This is a genomic window from Nocardia sp. NPDC051750 (assembly GCF_044453135.1).
In the GTDB taxonomy this organism is placed as follows: domain Bacteria; phylum Actinomycetota; class Actinomycetes; order Mycobacteriales; family Mycobacteriaceae; genus Nocardia.
Window position 1 is genome coordinate 24,648 of sequence record NZ_JBITCK010000011.1, and the last position, 20,339, is coordinate 44,986.

At 67.7% G+C, this 20,339-nt stretch carries 26 protein-coding genes; 22 read left to right on the forward strand and 4 right to left on the reverse strand.

Translation table 11 applies throughout. From position 1 onward, the window contains the following. Positions 1 to 42 precede the first annotated feature (42 nt). From ACIA75_RS35435 to ACIA75_RS35465, 7 genes are all read left to right on the forward strand, one after another. Entirely contained in the window at positions 43 to 195 is a 153-nt protein-coding gene (locus tag ACIA75_RS35435) for a hypothetical protein (RefSeq protein ID WP_397111455.1), read from the forward strand. Continuing rightward, complete coding sequence (locus ACIA75_RS35440) at positions 182 to 610, forward strand: hypothetical protein (protein ID WP_397111456.1); 429 nt, start codon at positions 182 to 184, stop codon at positions 608 to 610. Before ACIA75_RS35435 ends, ACIA75_RS35440 begins: the two co-directional genes overlap by 14 nt. A gap of 157 nt (positions 611 to 767) precedes the next feature. Then, complete coding sequence (locus ACIA75_RS35445; protein WP_397111457.1) at positions 768 to 1,097, forward strand: WXG100 family type VII secretion target; 330 nt, start codon at positions 768 to 770, stop codon at positions 1,095 to 1,097. A gap of 20 nt (positions 1,098 to 1,117) precedes the next feature. After that, the gene (locus ACIA75_RS35450; RefSeq protein ID WP_397111458.1) at positions 1,118 to 1,453 is read left to right on the forward strand and encodes a WXG100 family type VII secretion target; all 336 of its coding nucleotides are present in this window, start codon (positions 1,118 to 1,120) and stop codon (positions 1,451 to 1,453) included. Then, the gene (locus ACIA75_RS35455) at positions 1,450 to 2,943 is read left to right on the forward strand and encodes a hypothetical protein (RefSeq protein ID WP_397111459.1); all 1,494 of its coding nucleotides are present in this window, start codon (positions 1,450 to 1,452) and stop codon (positions 2,941 to 2,943) included. Before ACIA75_RS35450 ends, ACIA75_RS35455 begins: the two co-directional genes overlap by 4 nt. Positions 2,944 to 2,955: 12 nt before the next feature. Continuing rightward, positions 2,956 to 3,333 carry a hypothetical protein gene (locus ACIA75_RS35460; RefSeq protein ID WP_397111460.1) on the forward strand — a complete coding sequence of 126 codons (378 nt, stop codon included), beginning with the start codon at positions 2,956 to 2,958 and terminating at the stop codon, positions 3,331 to 3,333. Continuing rightward, positions 3,330 to 3,533 carry a hypothetical protein gene (locus ACIA75_RS35465; protein ID WP_397111461.1) on the forward strand — a complete coding sequence of 68 codons (204 nt, stop codon included), beginning with the start codon at positions 3,330 to 3,332 and terminating at the stop codon, positions 3,531 to 3,533. Before ACIA75_RS35460 ends, ACIA75_RS35465 begins: the two co-directional genes overlap by 4 nt. Positions 3,534 to 3,641: 108 nt before the next feature. Here the strand turns inward: ACIA75_RS35465 and ACIA75_RS35470 are convergent, their stop codons facing one another. After that, complete coding sequence (locus tag ACIA75_RS35470) at positions 3,642 to 4,607, reverse strand: helix-turn-helix transcriptional regulator (RefSeq protein WP_397111462.1); 966 nt, start codon at positions 4,605 to 4,607, stop codon at positions 3,642 to 3,644. Positions 4,608 to 5,184: 577 nt separating this feature from the next. Further along, positions 5,185 to 5,889 (reverse strand): type IV toxin-antitoxin system AbiEi family antitoxin domain-containing protein, encoded by a 705-nt coding sequence (locus ACIA75_RS35475; RefSeq protein ID WP_397111463.1) that lies wholly within the window; start codon positions 5,887 to 5,889, stop codon positions 5,185 to 5,187. 235 nt (positions 5,890 to 6,124) lie between these two features. Between ACIA75_RS35475 and ACIA75_RS35480 the strand changes: the two genes are divergently transcribed. After that, the gene (locus ACIA75_RS35480; RefSeq protein WP_397111464.1) at positions 6,125 to 7,378 is read left to right on the forward strand and encodes a cytochrome P450; all 1,254 of its coding nucleotides are present in this window, start codon (positions 6,125 to 6,127) and stop codon (positions 7,376 to 7,378) included. Between the two features lie 17 nt (positions 7,379 to 7,395). Continuing rightward, complete coding sequence (locus ACIA75_RS35485; RefSeq protein ID WP_397111465.1) at positions 7,396 to 8,607, forward strand: cytochrome P450; 1,212 nt, start codon at positions 7,396 to 7,398, stop codon at positions 8,605 to 8,607. A gap of 83 nt (positions 8,608 to 8,690) precedes the next feature. Here the strand turns inward: ACIA75_RS35485 and ACIA75_RS35490 are convergent, their stop codons facing one another. Both ACIA75_RS35490 and ACIA75_RS35495 read right to left on the reverse strand, forming a co-directional pair. Further along, positions 8,691 to 10,496 (reverse strand): acyl-CoA dehydrogenase family protein, encoded by a 1,806-nt coding sequence (locus tag ACIA75_RS35490; protein WP_397111466.1) that lies wholly within the window; start codon positions 10,494 to 10,496, stop codon positions 8,691 to 8,693. 79 nt (positions 10,497 to 10,575) lie between these two features. After that, on the reverse strand, positions 10,576 to 11,889 hold the full coding sequence (locus tag ACIA75_RS35495) for a cytochrome P450 (protein ID WP_397111467.1): 1,314 nt from the start codon (positions 11,887 to 11,889) through the stop codon (positions 10,576 to 10,578). A 757-nt stretch (positions 11,890 to 12,646) separates the two neighbouring features. On the opposite strand from ACIA75_RS35495, the gene ACIA75_RS35500 reads away from it, so the two are divergent. The 13 genes from ACIA75_RS35500 to ACIA75_RS35560 all read left to right on the forward strand — a co-directional run bounded on the left by ACIA75_RS35500 (position 12,647) and on the right by ACIA75_RS35560 (position 20,140). Beyond that, positions 12,647 to 12,877 (forward strand): hypothetical protein, encoded by a 231-nt coding sequence (locus tag ACIA75_RS35500; protein WP_397111468.1) that lies wholly within the window; start codon positions 12,647 to 12,649, stop codon positions 12,875 to 12,877. Further along, positions 12,874 to 13,170 (forward strand): type II toxin-antitoxin system PemK/MazF family toxin, encoded by a 297-nt coding sequence (locus tag ACIA75_RS35505; protein WP_397111469.1) that lies wholly within the window; start codon positions 12,874 to 12,876, stop codon positions 13,168 to 13,170. Before ACIA75_RS35500 ends, ACIA75_RS35505 begins: the two co-directional genes overlap by 4 nt. A gap of 155 nt (positions 13,171 to 13,325) precedes the next feature. After that, entirely contained in the window at positions 13,326 to 13,601 is a 276-nt protein-coding gene (locus ACIA75_RS35510) for a hypothetical protein (protein ID WP_397111470.1), read from the forward strand. Continuing rightward, entirely contained in the window at positions 13,598 to 13,957 is a 360-nt protein-coding gene (locus ACIA75_RS35515) for a hypothetical protein (RefSeq protein WP_397111471.1), read from the forward strand. The genes ACIA75_RS35510 and ACIA75_RS35515 overlap by 4 nt, the downstream gene beginning before the upstream one ends. Positions 13,958 to 13,963: 6 nt before the next feature. Next, entirely contained in the window at positions 13,964 to 14,893 is a 930-nt protein-coding gene (locus tag ACIA75_RS35520; RefSeq protein WP_397111472.1) for a hypothetical protein, read from the forward strand. Then, the gene (locus ACIA75_RS35525) at positions 14,890 to 15,177 is read left to right on the forward strand and encodes a hypothetical protein (protein ID WP_397111473.1); all 288 of its coding nucleotides are present in this window, start codon (positions 14,890 to 14,892) and stop codon (positions 15,175 to 15,177) included. The genes ACIA75_RS35520 and ACIA75_RS35525 overlap by 4 nt, the downstream gene beginning before the upstream one ends. Continuing rightward, positions 15,177 to 15,407 (forward strand): hypothetical protein, encoded by a 231-nt coding sequence (locus tag ACIA75_RS35530; protein WP_397111474.1) that lies wholly within the window; start codon positions 15,177 to 15,179, stop codon positions 15,405 to 15,407. Before ACIA75_RS35525 ends, ACIA75_RS35530 begins: the two co-directional genes overlap by 1 nt. A gap of 231 nt (positions 15,408 to 15,638) precedes the next feature. Then, the gene (locus ACIA75_RS35535; RefSeq protein ID WP_397111475.1) at positions 15,639 to 16,223 is read left to right on the forward strand and encodes a hypothetical protein; all 585 of its coding nucleotides are present in this window, start codon (positions 15,639 to 15,641) and stop codon (positions 16,221 to 16,223) included. Positions 16,224 to 16,300: 77 nt separating this feature from the next. Further along, a complete protein-coding gene (locus ACIA75_RS35540) occupies positions 16,301 to 16,552 on the forward strand; it encodes a hypothetical protein (protein ID WP_397111476.1) in 252 nt (83 codons plus the stop codon). Between the two features lie 92 nt (positions 16,553 to 16,644). Beyond that, a complete protein-coding gene (locus ACIA75_RS35545) occupies positions 16,645 to 17,085 on the forward strand; it encodes a ribbon-helix-helix protein, CopG family (protein ID WP_397111477.1) in 441 nt (146 codons plus the stop codon). After that, positions 17,085 to 19,022: a hypothetical protein gene (locus ACIA75_RS35550; RefSeq protein WP_397111478.1), complete on the forward strand. Its 1,938-nt coding sequence runs from the start codon at positions 17,085 to 17,087 to the stop codon at positions 19,020 to 19,022. The genes ACIA75_RS35545 and ACIA75_RS35550 overlap by 1 nt, the downstream gene beginning before the upstream one ends. After that, positions 19,022 to 19,843: a hypothetical protein gene (locus ACIA75_RS35555; protein ID WP_397111479.1), complete on the forward strand. Its 822-nt coding sequence runs from the start codon at positions 19,022 to 19,024 to the stop codon at positions 19,841 to 19,843. Before ACIA75_RS35550 ends, ACIA75_RS35555 begins: the two co-directional genes overlap by 1 nt. Before the next feature lie 21 nt (positions 19,844 to 19,864). Next, on the forward strand, positions 19,865 to 20,140 hold the full coding sequence (locus ACIA75_RS35560; RefSeq protein WP_397111480.1) for a hypothetical protein: 276 nt from the start codon (positions 19,865 to 19,867) through the stop codon (positions 20,138 to 20,140). Positions 20,141 to 20,339: the final 199 nt, after the last annotated feature.

Consider the following 20,339-nt stretch of genomic DNA (forward strand, 5'->3'; position numbering starts at 1 on the left):
GGCGCCTGTCACATTGACCAGGGGAACAAGGGGATAACCGCCGTGGACGACCTATCGGTACTCATCCGCATTGCCGCCCGCCTGCGCGTACCGGCGCCGGCCGGGGCGGTGGCCTGGCTGCGCCGCGATATCGCCGCCACCATCGCCGCCGTTCGGGCCGCGCCGATCGAAGAGGTTCCCCGTGTGCGGATCTGACGGGTGCGGGCCGTGGATCACCCCGGCCCTGCTGGGCCCGGCCACCCTCCCGGGGTTCTATCGGTGCCCCGATCCGCACTGCTTACGCGCCGCGGCCGTGGTCGCCGGCCGGATCAGCGACCACGACCACGGCCGCAACGTCCCCGGCCCGTGCCCCTGGGTCGGGGTCCGGGTCGCGCCGGGCCCGCCGCCGTGCGGATGCGGCCCCTACATCACCGCCGGCCAGCTCCGGATCGTGTGCCACCACCAGGGCCACCCGCGCGGCGCGGTCACCGCGATCAGCTGCCCGGGAGGCTGCGCGAACCTGGCCCCGGTGCGCGACGGGCGTATCGGCGCGCACGACCATTGCCCATGGGCCGGTGTCGCGGTCCGCGCCATCGGCCTGTATCCGCCCCTGTTGACCGCACCGCAGTAACCGCACCCTCCACACAACACCCGCGGCCCGCAACCGAACCCGGTTGCGGGCCGTTTCCGCGGAATCATCGGATGAGTGGAACCGGTTCAGTGTGTGCCGCGTCGGGGTATTTGTGAGGATCGGTAAGAAATAACTCGACAACACCCAAGGGGGGTAGATGCCTGAACCCGGCACGACCACCGTGAACACGCATTCGATGGCCGACGCGGGCACATTCTTACGCGGGGTCGCCGACACACTCGGTGGCGGTTTCATTCGAATGGACGCCGAGATCGACGGAATGGCCTCCTACTGGGACGGCCCGGCCGCGGCCGCGTTCGGTGCGGGATGGCGCGAAGCCAGCACCGGCGCGGTGCAGCTGCTGTCCTCATTGGAGGGCATGGCCCAGCTACTCGGCGTGCAATCGGCCGAATTCGCCGAGGTCGACGAATCACTACGGGACGAACTGGCCGCCACGGAACCGCGGACCAGCTCGCTCAATCTCTAACCTACGAAGGGGGACTTTCCATGTCGCAACATCGCGTGGACACCGACCAACTAGACGCACTCAACGCCCAGCTACGCGGCCTGCTCGGTTTCACCGAAGACCAGTTGACCCAGCTACAGCAGCGAATGGCCGCGCTGCACAACGGCGACGGCACATCGGGGCCGTGGACCGGGGAAACCGCCGAGGCCGCCCGCGCCGCCATGGATACCTGGAACGCCGGCGCCCAGAAAATGCGTGACGGGCTGGCCAAGATGGAAGCGGCCGGTAAGAACGCCCACGACTCCTACACCAGCACATTCGCTGCGATCCTAGCCCGCCTCGACCGCGGCCCCGCCCCCGAGGACGGCGCCCAGTGACCGTGGTGGACGTCGATACCGACGTCTACCAGCAGGCCGCGGCCACACTCCTCAAAGCCGCCGACGAATTCATCGGCTCAGTGGACAAGCATTGGTCGAAGCTGGCCGATACCGGCGAGAACATGACCGGCTCCTACCTGGAAGCTGTCACCTGGGCCCGCGAGTACGACGCCGCGGCCAATAACCTGCTCGTGCAGGTGAAGCTGATGGCGAACAACGTCAACGGCTACGGCAACGTCATCGCCGAGCTGGGCTATCTGCACGCCCTCGGTGATCACAACGCCAACATGAACCCCGGCCCGCCGCCGACCCAACCACCCCCGTATCTACTGAACCTGCTGGTGTCGTGCCGGCCACCACTGCCCTCGGCCGGCGGGCCCGGAAACGGTTTGCTCGAGGACGGGATCGGGCTGCTCAGCGAGATCGGTGTCACCGTCCCCGATGGCGACAGCGACAAGCTATGGACGGTTGCGGCGATCTGGCGCGATATCGCCGCCGAGCCCGCCGTCGCGGGATTCGCGGCCGAAATCGACCGCATCGCCGGCATGTTCGCCCCGATCACCGCACCCGAACTCGCCCATATCGACGAGGACCTACGGGCACTGTCGGCCGCGGCGGCCGAAATCGTGGCCGGGTTCACGGCGATGGCCACCACCACCAGCGAGCATCACGACGAGTTGGTGGCGATGCGCAAGGAAATCGAAGGTTTCCTCAAGCAGTTCATCATCGACTCCGCGGTAGAGGCCGCAGTGACCGCCGGTGTCACCGTGGCCGCCTCCCTGGTCACCTTCGGTGCCGCGGGTCCTATCGGCGCCGCGGTCGGCGCTTCCCGGCTGGGGACACTGTGCATCAAGTACGGGCGCAAGATCCGCCCGTTCGTCGACCTGTTCAAATCCCGCGGCCTCGGCCGTGGATTCAAAGACGTTCCGGACTTCTCCAACCACAAGGCGGAGATGCAGCGGATCTGGGACATGATCAACAAGAAGGCCCCCGGTGGGCGCCGGCCCAATAACAGCACCGATTGGTCATTCGGCCCCGAGGACGAGAAAGCCATCAACACCGCGGCCGTGCGCAACCCCGATACCGGCATGACGCTCAACGAGAAACTGAACAGCGGCCTGCCGCTGAGTCCGGAAGAACAGCGCCAGGCCGCCGCGCTGAACCAGGCCCTTGCCAAGCTGCCCGCCTATGAGGGCCCACTGGTGCGTCATCAGACCCTGAGCCCCGAGGAACTGGCCCGCTACCAGCCGGGGCAGTCGGTCACCGAAAACGGGTTCACATACAGCACCCAAAGACCCGGCGGCATCGACCCACAATTCGTGGCCAGTCAGAACGTCGAATTTCAGATCGTGTCCAAGACCGGCGCACAACTCGGGGAGCACGCCCCCCGCCCCGACGATGTGATGTTCCCCGCCGGAACGGGATTCATGGTGCACAACAAGATCACACTCCCGAACGGCCGCGTCATCATCCAGATGACCGAAATCTAGGAGAGACCCCCTGTGTTCGAACGATTCACCGGCCGCAAGAAGAAACCGCCGCTACTGACCGGCGAGGACTATTTCAACAGCGACGAATACACCCGTAACCAGGCAATATTCGACCAGTTCAACGCCGAGATCCGCGAAGCGCGCGCCGCCACCGCGGCCAACCCCGGCCCGGGTTTGGACCCCGAGGAGATGGCCGAACTACAGGCTCGCGCCCAAGAAGCGCTGCCCCGGGAGAAGCGAAACTGGACCTGGGACGCCGACCACTGGTACGACGGCGACGGCAATATCATCTACAGCCGCGGCCCGGATGGCTGGTACGACCCTGCCGGGGTGCGGCTCTATGACCTGAATTACAACCGCGTCACACCACAGGACGGGGGGGCGCGTTGACCGGCCACACCAAGGTTCACGGTGGATACGACATGGTGATCGACCGCCTCGAGACGCTGGGCGAACCCGACACCGCCGAAGTGGTGCGCCAGCTGCGGCGCGTGTACATCGCCGAGGTGGACCACCTCCAGCAAGCCCTGGCACTGGTCACGCCGAGACTGGCCGCCGCGCTCACCGCACCGGCCAGCGCGTCGGGATAGCAGAGCAGACCCAGCTGACTGACCGGCCCACCCCGATATTCCTGGGGTGGGCCATTTTTCGGCTCCGCCGCCCGTGTGCGGCCTCGACGGCCGGGGTATGCGGCGCGATCAACACGGTCGTTCCCCGGCCGCCATGGTCTCGCGCATCTGGCTCGGTGACATGTTGTAGCGCTGCAGGAATGCTTCCCGGCCCGCTGAGGCCGACTGGAATCCGGAGGCCGACCAAATCTGATCGATAGTGCGAAACATCGGGTCGCCCAGCCGGGCGCATGCCCGTTCAGCCCGTGTGGTGCGGATCAAAGCGGCGGGGGAGGTGTCATAGGTTTCACGCAGCGCTTTGCGTAGATATCGCTCCGACCATCCGAGCTGATCGGCCAGCATTTTGGGGGTCAATCGGGGGTCGTCGGCATAGTGGGCCACGAACATCCGGGCGTTGTCGGCGATGGCGGCAAGGGCCCCGAAATGTGTTGCGGCGCTCACGTCCAATGCGCTTTCCAGCAGAGTGAACGCCGCCTGGTTCGCCTTGACGAATTCGAGCGGTGATATGTCGTCCCGCTTCGCAAATTGGGATATCTGCTCGATTTGCTTGCACAGCATCGACACAAGCGGGCGGTGCGCGTCCATCAGCAGTGGCCCCGACCCGGTGAAACGGTGAGTGAGAGAGTCGGCGGGCACGGTGAGGAAAAACCCGCCCGCGGGTTGGTCGTGCTCCATGGACATCTCGTCCTGCAGGCTCACGATGCCCATCGACCCACGTTCCACGAGGACGGTGTCACGTCCCTGTGACAGCGCGATCCGTCCATACGTGGTCACCAGCACGCGCTGGCCGGGACCGCCGTCGCTGTTCGCAGCCTGGGTGTCGCGGCGATACCGCGTACCGGAGGAACCGAACTCGGCGAGTTTGAACATGCCGCCCGCCTGCACGACAGAGCGGGCGTGATACCGGTCGGACGCATCCTTTGGTGAAATGGCGAATGCGCCCTGCTCTTCCCGGACATGTTCGGCCCACGCCTGCGGACGCTCCCCGAGATCGGCGACATCGGTACTGAATTCGGAAACTCGATAATCGATCATCACGCCAACGCTCTCTGCCTCAAGTGCCGAAATCCGGCACTGATAGTGCCGGGATCCGGTGGGATATATCCGCCGGTCACCCTACGGTTGACATGTACCGCTACCGCACCGGTCAGGAAATCTCAAGAGGTCGAATCATGCACATCATCGAGGCAGCAGCGGCGCCGCGCCAGGAGGCCGAACACTCCACCGCGGCACCGACCACCGCCACCGATGTGCCGGATTCGATCAGTTCGCGGTCGCCATGTTGGGGTCGCTGTAGCGCGACCGCGACAGGTTTCCGGCCGGTGCGGAGCCGGTGCGCTTCCTGGATAACCCGGCGCCGTCCCACCGGTAGCCGCCCCGTCTTCTCGCCGACCCGGCCACCCGCCGCCCGAGGCGGCCGGACGTGGCGCGGCTGAACGGTGGTGTGGGGTCGTTGCCCTGCGAATTCCACCACGCCCGGTGTCCCCTCCGCCGCTGGCCGGTGTCGCGGGGCGCCCGCTGCCGGGTTATCCGGGGATGTGACCACTCACGGCCCGGCGCTGCCGGGAGGTGTCAGGAGGGGGATCACTCGTTATCGACGGGCCGCGAGTGGTCACAGGCTGCTGGGCCGGCCGGGCGAGGAAGGGGCCACGATGCCGGCAGACGCCGACCGTGACAATTTTTCGAAACGGCGCACGGCATCCCCGGAACGTAGACATCTGGGGTGTTCGTGCGGTGCCAGAGCCGCGGCGAGGGCGTCCGGAGCCGCGTCGCCGTGCTGCAGCACGGTGTACGCGGCCCCGGCGATGTCGGCGGCGGCGGTGCCACAACAGGCGAGGTCGGCCACCGTGCGCAGGGGCCGGGTGACCGGCATGTGGTCGATGAAATGCCAGTCGGTCGCGGCCAGTTCGGCCGCGTGGAAGGCGACACCGGGGCGGCGGCGCCGGCGGTGGAGGGTGAAATGATGCCGGTCGCCGGGGGAAGCGGTGAGGTTACCGAGGTTCTGCAACCACGCGGCGGTGTGGTGGGAGACGACGCCGAACGGGACGGTGTCATAGATCCGTTCGGCGACGGTGCGCCGCGGTTCGAGCGCCAGCCATTCCGCATGGATCTCATCCAGTACCGAGCCGATCGGGTGTGGTGCCGCGTCGGGCAGGCGGTACACGCCGTGCCGGATACGCAGCAGTACCCCGTCTTCGGTGTAGCGCAGCAGCGTCAGGTGATGAAGACCGAACAGGCGCGTCGCCTGGGCGGTGGTGAACAGGCCCCATTGAGTCTCGGCCAGATCGGCGAGTTCGTGCAATTGCCCATCTGCCATGAGCCGATGGTATCGGCCGCCTATACGGGCCGCGCCCACACACCCAGATTCATGGCTGAATAAGTTTTGTGCCACATAAGGGGGTGAACGTTGCTACACTGCCGGGGCGCGCTCACAGGGGACGCAAAACATCTGCTGCGCAACAGATTTCCGATATGCCTGCCGCGTGGCGGCACTCGCGCACCCCTGCGCCGACCATCGCCATCGACCCCATGCGGGAAGCAAGGGAGAAGCATTGACCACCGACCACACGACCACCCTGCCCCCAGCGCCGCACGATCTCGACGGCCCTCGGATCCCGCTCTACACCGCAGAGTTCGCCGCCGACCCGCAGGGCGCATTCACCGACATGCGGCGCCGGTACGGGTCGCTGGCCCCGGTGGAGCTGTCCCCGGGTGTGCCGGCCACGCTGGTGCTCAGCTATCACACCGCGCTGCGGATCTTCAACGATCCGCAGCGGTTTCCCACCGACCCGCGGATCTGGGAAAAAGACATACCCGCCGAGTGCCCTGTCAAGCCGATGGCGAAGTACCGGCCCAATGTGATCCGCACGACCGGCGCCGAGCACGACCGCTACCGGCGCGCCGTTGTCGACGCGTTGGCCGGAATCGACCTGTTCCGCCTGCACAACACGGTGGAACAGGTCGCGGCCCCGCTGATCAACGCGTTCTGCGCCGACGGGCACTGCGAGGTGATCAGCCAGTACGCGCTGCCGGTCGTGTTCACGACCATGAACGAGATCGTGGGCTGCTCCCCGGAATTGGGGCAACGTGTCGCCGCTGGGCTGGCCGCGATGTTCGACACCGTCGGCGCCGCCGAGGGCGAGGCCGCGTTTGCCGAGGCCCTGGCCGAGCTGATCGCGCAGAAGCACGCCACCCCCGGCGACGATGTCACCACCCGCCTGCTGCAGCACGAGGTCGCATTGACCGACGAGGAGGCAGCCCAGCAGCTGGTGCCCATCTACGGCGCCGGCGTGGAACCGGCGCAGAACCTGATCACGAACGCCCTGCTGCTGATGCTCGTCGACGAACGATTCGCCGCGGGCCTGCTCGGGGGCAGCCTGAACACCCGCGATGCCCTCGACGAGGTGCTGTTCAACGATCCGCCGATGTCCAACTTCTGCATGACCTACCCCCGCCAGCCGATCTTGGTGGACAACGTGTGGCTGCCGGCACATCAACCGGTGCTGATCAGTCTGGGCGCGGCCAACACCGACCCCGCAATCCGCGGCGGCGCCGCCATCACCCACAACCGGGCGCACCTGGCCTACGGCGGGGGCCCGCATGCCTGCCCCGCGCGCCAGGTCGCCGAAATCATCGCCCAGGACGCGCTCGATCAGCTGCTCGACGCCCTACCCGAAATGGAGCTTGCGCTACCGGCCGCCGGCCTGCAGTGGCGCCCCGGCGGATTCCATCGCGCGCTGGTACAGCTGCCGGTCACCTTCCCCAAGAGTCCCCCGATCGCCATCGACCCCTCTGATTTCCCGTGAGTGAGTAAGGAGCCACCATGAAACAACCGAACCCCATCGTTTTAGACCTGGACGGCCACGACACCGCCGCCCAGGACGCCGAGATCCGCGCCCGCGGACCCGTCGTGCCGGTCGAAATACAGGCCGGCGTGCATGCCTGGGTGATCACCGGCGCGGACCCGCTCAAAAGCGTGCTGGCCGGTGACCACGTCTCCAAAGACGGTCGCCAGCACTGGCCGGCGTTCCGCGACGGGCAGATCGGCGCGGATCACCCGCTGGCCACCTGGACGGTGCTCCCGGAAAACATGTTCACCACCTACGGCCCGGAGCACAAAAAGCTGCGCCAAATCGCGGCGAAGTGGTTCACTCACCGCAACACCCAAGGGTTGCGGCCGCGGATCGAGGTGTATACGACCGACCTGCTCGACGGCCTCGCCGCTCTTCCTGCCGGTGAGGTGGTCGACCTGCGCGATGCCTACGCCTACCCGCTGCCTATCCGGGTCATCAGTGAACTGCTCGGCGTGCCCGAGCATCTGCAGGCGCCGCTACGTGCCTGCGTGGACGGCCTGTTCAATACCAGCATCACCGCCTCCTATGCAGCGATGTATGCGTTGCTGGCCGAACTGGTCGAATACCGCACCCAGCACCCCGGCGACGACCTGACCAGCCTGCTCGTCGCCGGCAAGAAGGACACCGGCGTGACCGACCGGCAGATCGCCGACACCATGCTGTTGATGATCAGCGCCGGACACGAAACCACCGTCAACCTGCTCGACCAGGTGATCTATCACCTCAACGCCGCCCCGCACTGGCGCGCCGCGGTGATGTCCGGCGAGGTGACATGGCGGGCGGTATTCGACGAGACCCTGCGTCTCGAGGCGCCGGTGCGCTACATCCCGTTGCGATACGCGGTCAGTGATTTCACCCTCTGCGGTGTCGATATCAAAGCCGGGGATCCGATCCTGGCCAGCTACGGCCTGGCCGGCCGCGACCCCGAGATCCACGGCGAGACCGCCGACCAGTTCGACCCCACCCGCCCCACCCGCGGCAAACACATATCGTTCGGTCACGGCGCGCACCGCTGCCTCGGTGAGCCCCTGGCGCTGATGGAAGCCGAAATAGCGGCCCCGGCACTGTTCGCCCGGTTCCCCGAATTCGTATTGACCACCACCGACCCCACCGAACTGGGATCGACGCCCGGCTATATCGCCAACGGCCACAATCACCTGCCCGCCCTGCTCAAGGGGTAACCCCTGCCCGCACGAAACAGGCCCCCTGCCGATATCCGGCAGGGGGCCTACTCATGGTCACCCGGCCGGCGGCCGGGCGGTGATCAGTCGAAAAATCCCGGCTGGTCGGCCTCGGCCTGCGCCGCCCGCGCCGCCTTGTAGCCCTCCGGAGCGAACAGCGGCGCGCCGACGATCACCGGAATAGCGAACGCGGCCACCAGCAGCGGCAGCGCCTCGGCCAGCAGCCGCCACACCACCACCAGACGTTTCTCCAGCCGGTCGGCGTGTGCGGGGGTCATCAATCCTCTCGCGTTGTACCAGTTTCCATTCTCCTGGATCCTGTCGAGTGCATACGCCTCGGCCAGCAGCAGCAACACTTGTCTGCCGGTCGGGTCCGTGGCCTGGTCGGCGGAGACAACTAGGGAAGTGGCCGCCAGCCGATGGCCGGTGGTGGTGGAGTAGGCAACCTGGGCGTCGTCGCGGCCCAGCACCGCCCCCGCGTCCGCATAGGTCCCGTTGGCCAGCGCCTCGGCGATGATGTGCTCGCGCTGGGCGAGCACATCGACATACCAGGGCGACACCTCCGGGGTACCGGGGATCTGTATCGCGGTCAGATCCACACCCACAGCCGCGGCCACCACCGCCAGGATGTCGTTTTCCCCCTCGGCGGTGATGATGTCCTCGGTGCCGGCGACCCAGTCGATGACGCGGTTGTCGCGCATCCCCCCCTCGCTGCCGGTGCGCCGCCGGCAGACCTGCAAGATCTCGGCGGCGGTATCGGACAACAATGGTTTGGCCAGCATTGCCAGCACCACATGCAGTGGATCGTCCGGGGTGTCGGTGAGCATGTCCCGCAGGATCCGGCCCAGCGTGCTGGTGGCATAGGCCGCCGCCACCGCGGGAAGGTACTGCGCCAGAACGTTATCGCGCTCGATGTTCCGCGTTCCGCGGCCCGAGGTGCGCTGTTCGGCGTAGTCGACCGCGCCCACGAGACCGGCACGAGCACCGGCCGCGGCCGCGGTCGCCAAATCCAGCCGGCCCCGGCTCAATACCGAGATGACCTTGCCGAACCGGGCCCGCGGTTCCGGAGTATCGGAGGAGAACCGGCCACCCGGCGCGACCTGCGCAGTGTCCCCGGCGACCAACGCTTCCCGTGGCAGCCAGAACCGCCGGAAATGAATCAGCGCGTGATCCATCGGCCCGGTACCCTTGCCGCCCAGCCGGAACACCCGCACACCCTCGGCCAGCCCGTCGGCGGTCCGCAACCGCGCCAGGAACGGCAGTACCCCCTGGTCGATCCCGTCGACGAGCAGGCGGGCGGTGACGACGAACGTTTTCGGGATACCGGCCGCGGCGACGTTCGGCATCTTCTTGCTGGCGCCCCGAGTAGGGGAGTCCAGCCAATAGCCGTCGGTGACCGGGTCATAGGTCGCGGTCGTCTGGCAATCGTTGCCGTTCGTGCCGTCCAGCTCGGTCAACGCCAGCCCGCCGGTTGCGGTGGCGTCGTCCAGCTCGGATAAACATCGTTGCTGGTAGTCCGAGCCGTCCCCGAGGGTCAATATCGTGTAGGTCGACAGGTCGATCTGCCCGGTACCAGTGAGGAACATGCGCGGCGCGAGAACTTGAGCCCAGTCCAGAACCGCGCCGCGCAGCGGGGTGTCGGTGGCCAGTTCGGTGATGGTGGTACCCACCGCGGGCAATGCCTTCTGCCACAGCCCGGCCGCCAGCTCGCCCTCCTCGAGGTGCCGCAGATCGTCCCGGGGCCGATCGTCCACTCCCTCGAGTAGCGCATCGCGCACCCGCAGATGCAGTGCCAGGTGGGATCCGAACAGTGCGTGTTGCAGTGCCGCGGTGGTCCCGGTCCCGCTGTCGATCTCGGCTGTGTGCGCACGAGCTTCTGAAATTGTCATCACTCACCCACTAACCGCCCGGCCCGCATCGGTGCCGAACCTCGAACCTCTCTATGCCCCCCGCCCCCCGGGTCGGGATCTACCCGACGTAGGGGATCGGGGGCCCCGGCGGGAACCGCACAGGCAGTGCCGCCAAGGCGCGATGGAACGGCCCCGGACGCCACTCCGGGCCGGTGGCCGGGAAATTCGTTTCGAGCTCGGGAATGCAGTCCAGCAGGTAGTCAATCGCCTCCTGCGCGATGATCCGCGCCGCGCGCTGCGCGCCGGCCGGGCACTCGTGCGGGCCCAGACCCCACGCGAGGTTGTGCCTCGCCTCGGTGAACGTCGCACCCTCGGCCAGTACCTCCGGGCTGGTCGTGCACGCACCCATACTGATCAGCACCGGCTGATTCGCATCCAGCCAAATCGGCGTGACCTCGCCGCCCCGCATGATCTCGATCTGCTGCGGACCCCGCGGATACAGCGCGCAATAATTGGCCAGCGGCGGGTCGGTGTGCAGCACCTCTTCCAGCGCGGTGAGTGTGGACAACTGCAGGGAGTCGCGGGTGGTGAGATAGCGGTCATTGGTCAACATCAAGCACAGGGTGTTGGTGATCCAGTTCTGCGGGATCTCCGACCCGGCACTGAAAAACGTCAGCGAATTGGCGACGAACTCAGTGGCGGTCAGTTCGGCCGGGTGGCTCAGCAACCGCGAGGCGATATCGTCGCTGGGCATCGACCGTTTCAGGGCCGCCAGCTCGCCGAATGTCTCACCGAACGACCGGTCGACCGCGGCCACGGTATCGAGGTCGGCACCTTCGAACAGCATTCCGGAGGCTGCCGCTACTTTCTCGCCCAGGTGCGCCGGGCAGCCCACGATCGCGCACAGCACCTCGAACGCGGTTGGGCCGGCGTACTCGGTCTGCAGGTCGGCATACCCGTACCCGTCGGGGCTCGTTCGCGAAATGAACCGGTTGATATTCCTGTTCGCGATCTCGCGGACCGATTGACGGACCGCCCCCAGATCGACGTTGTCCAGCGCGTAATTGGTTGCGGCCCGGTGGCGCTTCTGCGCCTCACCGTCGCTGAACAGGGAATTGGGCCGATACTTGAGCATGCCCATGACCGGCGCGGACCGTTGCTCCGGCTTCAGTGTGTTTTCCCACCGCGACGGATCGGAGCTGTAGTGCGCGGTGTCATTGCCGATCCGCAACGCGGTGTTGTAGCCGATCACCAGGGTCGCGTGGAGTCCGGGCCAGATCTCCACCGGCACCAGATCGCCGTACCGCTCGCGCATCGCCCGGTAGTACCCGTGTGGATCGGCGGCGAATTCCGGGGTGTAGATGGGCACTCTCGGCCCGAGGTCATCGACAGTGATCCGCTTCTGTGCAGCGGCATGGGGGGCGTACGTCACCCGAATACTCTCCTCGACTGGTCAGAACGGACAGGGCAACGCTGATCGCTGCTGGCCACACGATGGGCGCACCGCGACAGACGTTCCCGGCCCACGGGACGAAACAACACCGCGCGCGGAGGCGGCAGGGATATACCTGCTCGAATCAGATCGGCGAGCATTCAGGGCCTGAGCTGTGCGGCCCCCCGCGCAGTGGAAATGGAAATTGCCACATGGTTACCGACCAGGTGAAACCTGGTGAAATGTCAATCACGGTAACCAGTTTGGGCACCAAAAGGATTCTACCGGCTACCTCTCGGAGGTCGCAGTCCGAACCCGTTAGCTACCCGCAGGTAGCCGCCAAGATGCCGCGGGCAGATGACCGCCACCCCCCCCCGCCGAAGACAGAATGAACAGACCAGACCACGGAGGTGTCTTTGAATAGCGCAGACTCGTTCGACAACGCAGCAAGAGCCGGCGGAGGTGGCCACGGTGCGCATCCGGCGTGACCGCAACATGGTTGCCCTGGCCGCAGTGGGCGCCGCGGTGTTCTCACCGGTCGCCATGGCTGTGCTGATCCTGGGCGGCGAGAACGGCGCCGGCACCGAACCCGCTGGTCCGGTGCCGGTCGCTCCGGCGCCCAGCTCGGACCCGTCAGCCCCGGCCCCGCCGCCTACTCCGACCCCGCCAGCGCCAGAACCACAGTGTTATCCGTTCACCCCCTGCTAGTAATCTGAGTCGGCACACCGACGCGCATATCGGCGGTATTCTGGCGAATATGAAACGAGTAACGATCACCCTGGACGACCACCTGGCCGCCTTGGTGCGCGACGCGGCCGCCGGCGGGAACGTCTCGGCCTGGATGGCCGAGGCCGCCCGGTCCCGGCTGCTGCGCGCGGCCGCCGAGGCCGAGGCCGTCCACGACCGCGCCCACCCCGACGCCGAGGCCGAGCGGCTGGCCGAGATGGAATCGGCCCGTGAGGACCTGTGGCGCGGTGACGCTGCGTGAACCGTGGCGAAATCTGGACCTATCAAGCCCTGGCGCGCACCCGCCGGGTACTGGTGGTCTCGGCCGACGAGCTGAACGCCGCCGGGAAACCGATCACCGTGGATATCACCGACACCGCGCCCACCGGTGTGGTGGCCCTGCTGTCGGTGCCGCTGCCGGACCGATCCGGCTATATCCGGGTCCGGGCCCTGGCATTCGCCGACCCGGACCGGTTCACCGAACGGGTGGCCGTGCTCCCGGACAACGTGATGGACCAAGTGAACATGGCGCTACGCGCGGCCCTGGCGCTCTGACGCCGCCTCGGCAACAGTGGCCCCGGGACGAAAGTCCCGGGGCCACTGTGGTTTTCTGTTCGGCTCGCCACCGGAACCCGTCATAAGGCTATACGGGAATAAGTAAATAAAGGTAAGATGGTGGGCGTATCGACCGAACACCCGAAGGGGAGAAGATGAGCAAGAAGCACAGGAGCCCGGCCGAGATGCTGGACGCGGCGGAGAACGATCCGGTGATTGTGGCCCTGGCGCGTGAGTGGATCGTGCTGTGCGCCGAAGATGGCGGCTGGGCCGACCTGGACGCCGAAGAGGCCGCCGAACTGTCCGCGGCGCGTGTGATCGCCGGTGTAGATCGGCACTGGGCCGGTGGCCTGATCGGGTACCTGGACGACTGCGCCGACGAGATCGCCGAACACCGCGCCGCGGCCGAACAGGGGAAGGTGGCCCGGTGAGCGAGTACGCCGACTATCGCTATCCCGTGCCCGCGGTGAATGCCGAACTCGCGGCCCGCATGCCGTGGATCGTGGCCGAGCCCGGTTCGTTCTGGTCCATTACCAGCTCGAACGTGAACGGGATCCCGGGTACCGCGCTGAATGGCTGCCTGGCAATGGTGGAACCCGTCGATCCCGGCGCCCCGCCGCGATTGCCGACTTTCCTGCTGCTCGACCCGAGTACATGGGAATTCGGCCGGCCGTCGATGATCCCCGCGCAGTTCATCACCCGCGCCGAGCGGCTGGTGCTGGTGCGCGCCGACAACCCGGCCAGCGCCTACTACCCGCACGATCAAGACCTCATGGAACAGGAGTAGCCCGCCGTGGCCAGAAACAACACCCCATCCGACCCCGTGCGCGAGGTGACCGGGCCGCAACTGATCGACACCGGGCCTATCTGTTACACCGCGTTCGACGGCCGGCGCCTGGTCTGGCGGCCCTGCCGCACCTGGTACACCGCCGCAGGCCCGGTGAGCGTGGTCACCGAGATCGGCGACGACGGGCCCAGCGTCACCAACGCCGCCGAAAAGGTCTACGCGATCCTGCAGGAAGCCCGGCCCGGTACCCGGGTGATAGAGCACTACCTCACCGAGACCGGCGAGACATTCGACGAAATCCTGCCCGCCCCCGGCGGTGATGTCACCTGGCGGCGCATCCCCGGCGCCGAGCTGCGCGCCCTGCTCGGAAGCACTCTCGTCACCACCCGGCCCGCCGGCCCCGTCGTCGACGAGGCATGGCCCTCCGTGGCGCAGACGCCGTGTGATCACTGCGGGTGCTCGTGCTGGCGCTGCGAATGCGCCGACCACCCCGAGGTGTGGGCATACGGTGTGCCCGATGAGGTGCCGCACTGCTGTGTGTGCGGTGATCTGCTGCCGGCGGGACGCTGCCCGCACTGCGACCCGGATTTCGTGATCCTGTACCCCGATCGCGTGGTCTACGACTGCCGCCGCGACGGTGAGCGCCTGGCCGACGCCATCGCCCGCCACATCCCGGACCGGGCCGGCCACCCGATGCGCCGACTGCGCGTGTGGTGCGCGGACACGTTCACCCCGGACATGCCCGTCAACGCACTCGCTACCCAGGTCGTGGCCGGCCTCGGCTACCGCACCGCCCGCCCCTGGTACGGCCCGGTGGCTATCAGCATGGAAGAGGACAGCGCCGGAAGGTTTCCGTACTTGACCGATGACACGCGCGCCGCGATAGACGACCTGGTATCCAACACATTCAAGTCAGAGGGAGGCGAACACCGATGAGCGCCACTGATATCGATTTCGAGGACCTGGCCGCGGCCATGCGCGAATGGCGCGCCCGCCCGGCCCCGGCGCCCATTCCTCCCGATCCGGGCATGTCGCCGGACATGGCCGCCCTGCTGGGCTGTGACACCCCCGAGGGCCGGGTCGGCTATGCCCGGCTCAACGGGTGGCGAGAAGCCGGCTACCGCGGCCCGCTCGATGAGCGCGGGCAGATTCCCGACCCCGACAACCCGGCGAACGCCTGGAAACTGCGCAACCTGGCACGGCTGGGCGGTGATCGGTGATGGGATGCGAAATCTGCGGTGTCGACTCGGTGCCGGTCGATGACGATTTCCTGTGCGAGAACTGCGCCGAGGTGATCCACGAAGTGACGTGGTGGGAATCGGTGCGATCGTTTCTGCTGCGCCGGGTGCCGCGCGCGGTGTGCGGGGTGGTACTCGATGGTGATCCGGACGCAACCGCGGACCTGTTCGACAAGGGCGCACCACCGTGCCCACGCTGCGCCCGGCTATAAGGTTGCACGGATTTAAGGAAATAAGGGTATGGTGGTCGGAACAACCACCGGCCGAAAGGTGATCCGATGGCGCAACCCTTCGCCGCCGATGTCGAGATGCACCCCGATGGTCCGGTGATCGCCGGGACCGACGCATTCGAGTACCTGCGCGCACTCGCCGGGGAATGAGAAACAGAGGGACCGGGCAGAAGCTACCTGCCCGGTCCCTCTTCCTATTCAAGAGGAGAGAACATGCAACCGCGAAACCTGGACACCGTCACCGCCGGCACTTTCGGGGCAATGATCGTGACCGGCGGCGACACCGACCGGCGCGCGGCGTTCCTGGCTCACCTGGTCGGGGTATGGGCGCCACTGCCCGATGTCCGGTTCGTCGGCGCCGACCGCGGCGAACTGGCGCCGGTAGCCCCGCGGCTGAACTGCCGTGTCGACCTCGGCGCCGGGCCCGCCCCGGCGCGACTGCTGGGACAAGTGCACAGCGAGATGTTCCGCCGGCCCGACGCTGCGGTGTTCACCCCGACCGAGGCCGCCCCGCTGATCGTGGCGGTTCTCGCCGAGGCCACCGAGTTCTACGCCGCCCCCGCCGCGGCCAACCTCATGGAAGGCATCGCGCGCATGGGTACAGCCCGCGGGGTCGCGCTGGTGGCCTCGGCGCCCGGAATCGCTGAGCTCCCGGCCGGGCTGACCGGCGGCGCCGCGGTCCGCGTGGACGTGAGCCAGTGGCCGGCACCCGCCACCGATACCGCGGCCGCCGCCGCGGTGGCCGGCGCTCAGTTCGCGCGCCCGGTCCGAGGGGTCACCATCGGCGCCCAGAATTAACGATGTCGTTTATTGACAGAACCGGGGTGATGGGGAAGAATAAACGACATCGTTAATTGTCGTGAAGGGAGACGGCGATGCCGTTCAGCGAAGACAACACACACGAGGACTGGCCCGAACCCGAAGGCGCCACCCTGAGCGACGGGCACGCCCTTACCTGGGTCGACGCTCTCGGTCAGGTGCACCTGACCGTGGCCGACGAAACCGGCAACGAGGTAGAGATCGTGCTGTATGCCTCGGCGGCCGCCGAAATCGCTATACCGCTCGCGGCCGCCGCGGAAACCGCCGCCGAGGTCGAACGGGAAGTGCAGCGGCAGGCGTATCCGTGACCGGAGAACAGACAACACGCGGGCGGACCCGGGCAGTGCTAGTGCCCGGGTCCGCCCGCTCATGCAACCACATGAGAAAGGAACACACAGGGATGGATACCGAACAGGGCAGCGGCCCCGGCCGGCCGGAAATCGGCGGCCGGGTGACGGTGCGCCTCGGCGATGATCTGCTGGCCGCCGTCGATGCGGCCGCCACCGAAATCCGCCGCCCCGAGCTGATCCGGCGCGCGGTGGCTGCCTACCTCGCTCCGTCCGGGCGGTGGTGGCATCCGGACGCGCCGGCCGAAGACGACTTTCACCCGGACTGGCCCATTGCGGTGGGTCCGCAGATGTTCGACGGCTCCTATGTGCTGGCGCGGGTGCGCACTGATGGCCGGGTGTGGCTGGCTGCCGGGGATGGCACCGGATCCCATATCACTACCCACATGGACGCCGAGGACGCCGACGCCGCCGCCGAGGCCTTGCGTGGTGCTGCCGCGGCCGCGGCCGATATCGAGGCTGCTGCGCAAATGACGCTGGACGGTGATCGGTGATGGCCGGCCGTCGCGCTGCGGACCGGCCCCATGTCGATCATGTGGCGTTGGTGGTCACCGTCGATGGAGTTTTCGCGCCCTCGGCCCCGGCCGGGAGCAAGGCCCCGTTCCCGGCGCCGATTTCGGCTGCGGCGCTGGCGCGGACGCTGAACACCGCGCTTGCTCACAAACGTTTGCAGACCATCGGCACCATTGCCCAAGTGTGGGTGCTCGGTGGCGCGGTCGACCTGTTGCAATGGGCCCCGGATCCCGTGCAGCGCACCGCGGATATGACCGATGTGCAGGTGCGCGACCTCACCCGCGACCGGATCACCGAGAAGGTGGGCGCCGCGGCCGCCGAGCTGGAAAACAACGGGTGGCGGTTGCGCGAGGGCTGGAAAAACGGCGGATGCTGGGTGCGGCTGGAGAAGATCCGGACCAAAGAAGAGATCCACAAGGGTGTGCCGGTGCGGCGCGTGGACGTGATGCTGGAGCCCTACGCCTGGACCACCGGCGGCGCACTGGATGACGGCAACACCCGCGAAAAGCTCGGTGTCCTGGGGTCACCGGCCGCGGGAACCGGGATTCCGGATTCCGACGCCGATCCCGAGGCCGCGCGGTGTGAACTGTCGCGGCGGCTGGGCTGGCTGGTCGAGCACCTGGGGATGCTGCCCGCGGTGACCGGTTCGGCCACGGCCGCGGCCATGGTGGGCTTTGTGTGGCGTGCCGGTGAGCGCACCAACACCGACAACGCCGCCAAACGCGACGCCGCCGCCCGTACCGGCGAGAAATTCAAGGCCCATGACGTGGTGATTCCCGAGGGGCCCGGCCCGATTCCGCCGCTGGCCTACGATTCCCCGGCCGGGGATATCGAGCCGCGGTTGGCGTGGTGGCGGTTACCCTCGGCCGACGAGATCGCCGCCGCCACCACATTGGTGGTGCCGGATCGGCGCGGTAGCTACCTCGGCAGCGCCGGCGCCTCGCTGGTGCTCGGTGATCCGGTGCCGTTGATCGGCGCCGATATCGACGCCGAGCCGCAGTTGTGGATGCCCGGCGCACCCGAGGCCGACCCGGCGAAATGGCCGCGGGGATTGTGGCTGTTGCTGCTTCCGTCGGCCGAAGAGGTACCCGGCTGGGATGAGCTTCCGCCGTTTCATCAAACGTGGTGGCGCCGGTACGCGCGGACCAGCGACCGGGCGAACGTGCCGGATTCCGCGGCGGTGCCGGTGTGGGTGACCACCGAAACCGCGGCCGCCATGGCGACCGAACCCCGCAAGATCCGCAAGGACAAGACCACCAAGGAGGAAACCACCTACCCGACCGGCGGTCTGGGATTGCAGTGGTGCCGCGAGAACGTGCCGATCCTGGAAGCGTGGGTATGGGAACGCTCCGGAACCGCGCTCAAACCCTGGCAGACCACCATGTCGGCCGCCTACCGCGCCGCCCTGGCCGAGGGGGACCCGGTGATGCGCGCCATCGTCGGCGATATCTACAAGTCCTATATCGGGCGCATGCACAAGGGGCCCGACGACTGGGGACAGTGGCGCGCGACGCACTCGCAACCGGTTTGGCGCAACCAGATCCACGCCCTCACCACTGTGAGTATCCGGCGCAAATCGGCCGAGGCCCGCGAAAAGATCGCCGTGGCCACCGGTATCGACTGCTCCCCGATCGCCGCGACCACCGACGATACGACGTGGTTGCTGCCCGCGGAGGTGGCGCCCGAGCTGGTGGCCGACGACGACAGCGACGGCCGTTTCTACCTCGGCCGCATGGTGATCAAAGTTCGGCGCGCCCTGTCCGACGACGACCGCGCCGCGTTGCTGGACGCCCGCAACCACGGCACGGCGGCGTTCGCCGCGGTGGTGATGGCGCTGCGCAAGGCCACCACCGGCGACACCGGCGACGACGATTCGGCCAGCACCGGCGCCGGTGACCTGGCGGCGGGGGTGCGGTGATGGCACAGCGCCGACCCCTGCCGCCCCCGCCGGAAGATCTGCCGCCGCGTACCGAGCTGCACGTCTCCCGCGACGGCTGGCATTACCACGTCGATTCGCGGGCGGCCGATTCCCTGTCTGCCGCGCTGGAATCCTCGGATTCATCCGGCGCGGCCGCGCTGTCCGGGCTCGCCGACGAGGTGCCGATATCCGAGGCATGGACCGATATCGGGTGGCGCGGTGTGCAGGCCGCGGCCGCCGATTCCGGGCACCCGCGGTCGCGGTCGACCATCTACGCCTGGACCCGCACCGCGCGCCTCGGCCACGGCGGCCGGCGCGGCGGGTTCCCCATCGCGCGGATAGCCGAGCTGGTGCAGCGGCGCGCGTTCGTCGCGCGGTCCGGGGGTACCGAGGCCCTGGCCGCCGATCTGGGGGTGTCGGCATCGACGGTGAGCCGCTGGCAATCCGGGACCACCGAGAACATGCGCGGCGCGGCCGGCCACGCCCTGGACCGGGCCCGGTTCCACGATGCCGCCTACCGTGCCGGGAACCCGCCGATCCCGATCCGCGGCGCGTTCGTGCGGGTGAGCGGGGAAATCGAGTACCGCAACGCCGGTGACGCCTATCAGGAGATGGGCCGCGAACACCGCAACGCGGGCCTGAATTTGGACGCGCCCACCGCCGAGGACCTGGCTACCGCGCTGCACGCCGGGGATCAGGCCGGCGCCACCGCCATTGTGGAAGCGGCGTGGACGGAGGAGTGGGGGACATTCGGCGGCTACAGCGACGCTGAGGGCGTGCACATCCTCGGCGTGGATTCATTCGATGTGACCTGGACATAGCAAGGGATAAGGAACAGGAAGATGCCTACGACACTCGACAGCGTGCACGACGTACTGGCCACAGAATGCCGCAACGTGCGTAACGCATGGCCCACGCAACACATCTCGACAGTGGCCGGTGCCGCGCGCCGGGCCGCCGACCTCATCACCACCGGTCATCTGTCTCACGAGGAGGTGCGCGCCGCTCTGGTGGACGCGGCCGCGCAACACGTCGCCGATCCACAGTGCGGATGTAGCCAACAGGTCATTGCGCAAGCCATCGACGCGGCGATTACCGGGCGGGTGCAGTCCTTGTGATCTGACCCAGTAGAGAGAAAACCGTCACTGACCAGGGCGCGGTCTCATCGGAGGCCGGGCCCTGGTGCTGTTTCGGTGAGGCGCGTGAGAACTGGGGCCGGGTCGATCCGAGTCGGCCGGGGGCGAATAGAACAAGCCGGGCGGGTGGTAGCCGCCCGGCTTGTTCTGTCCGGGCGGCTACCACCCGCCCGGCGCGGTC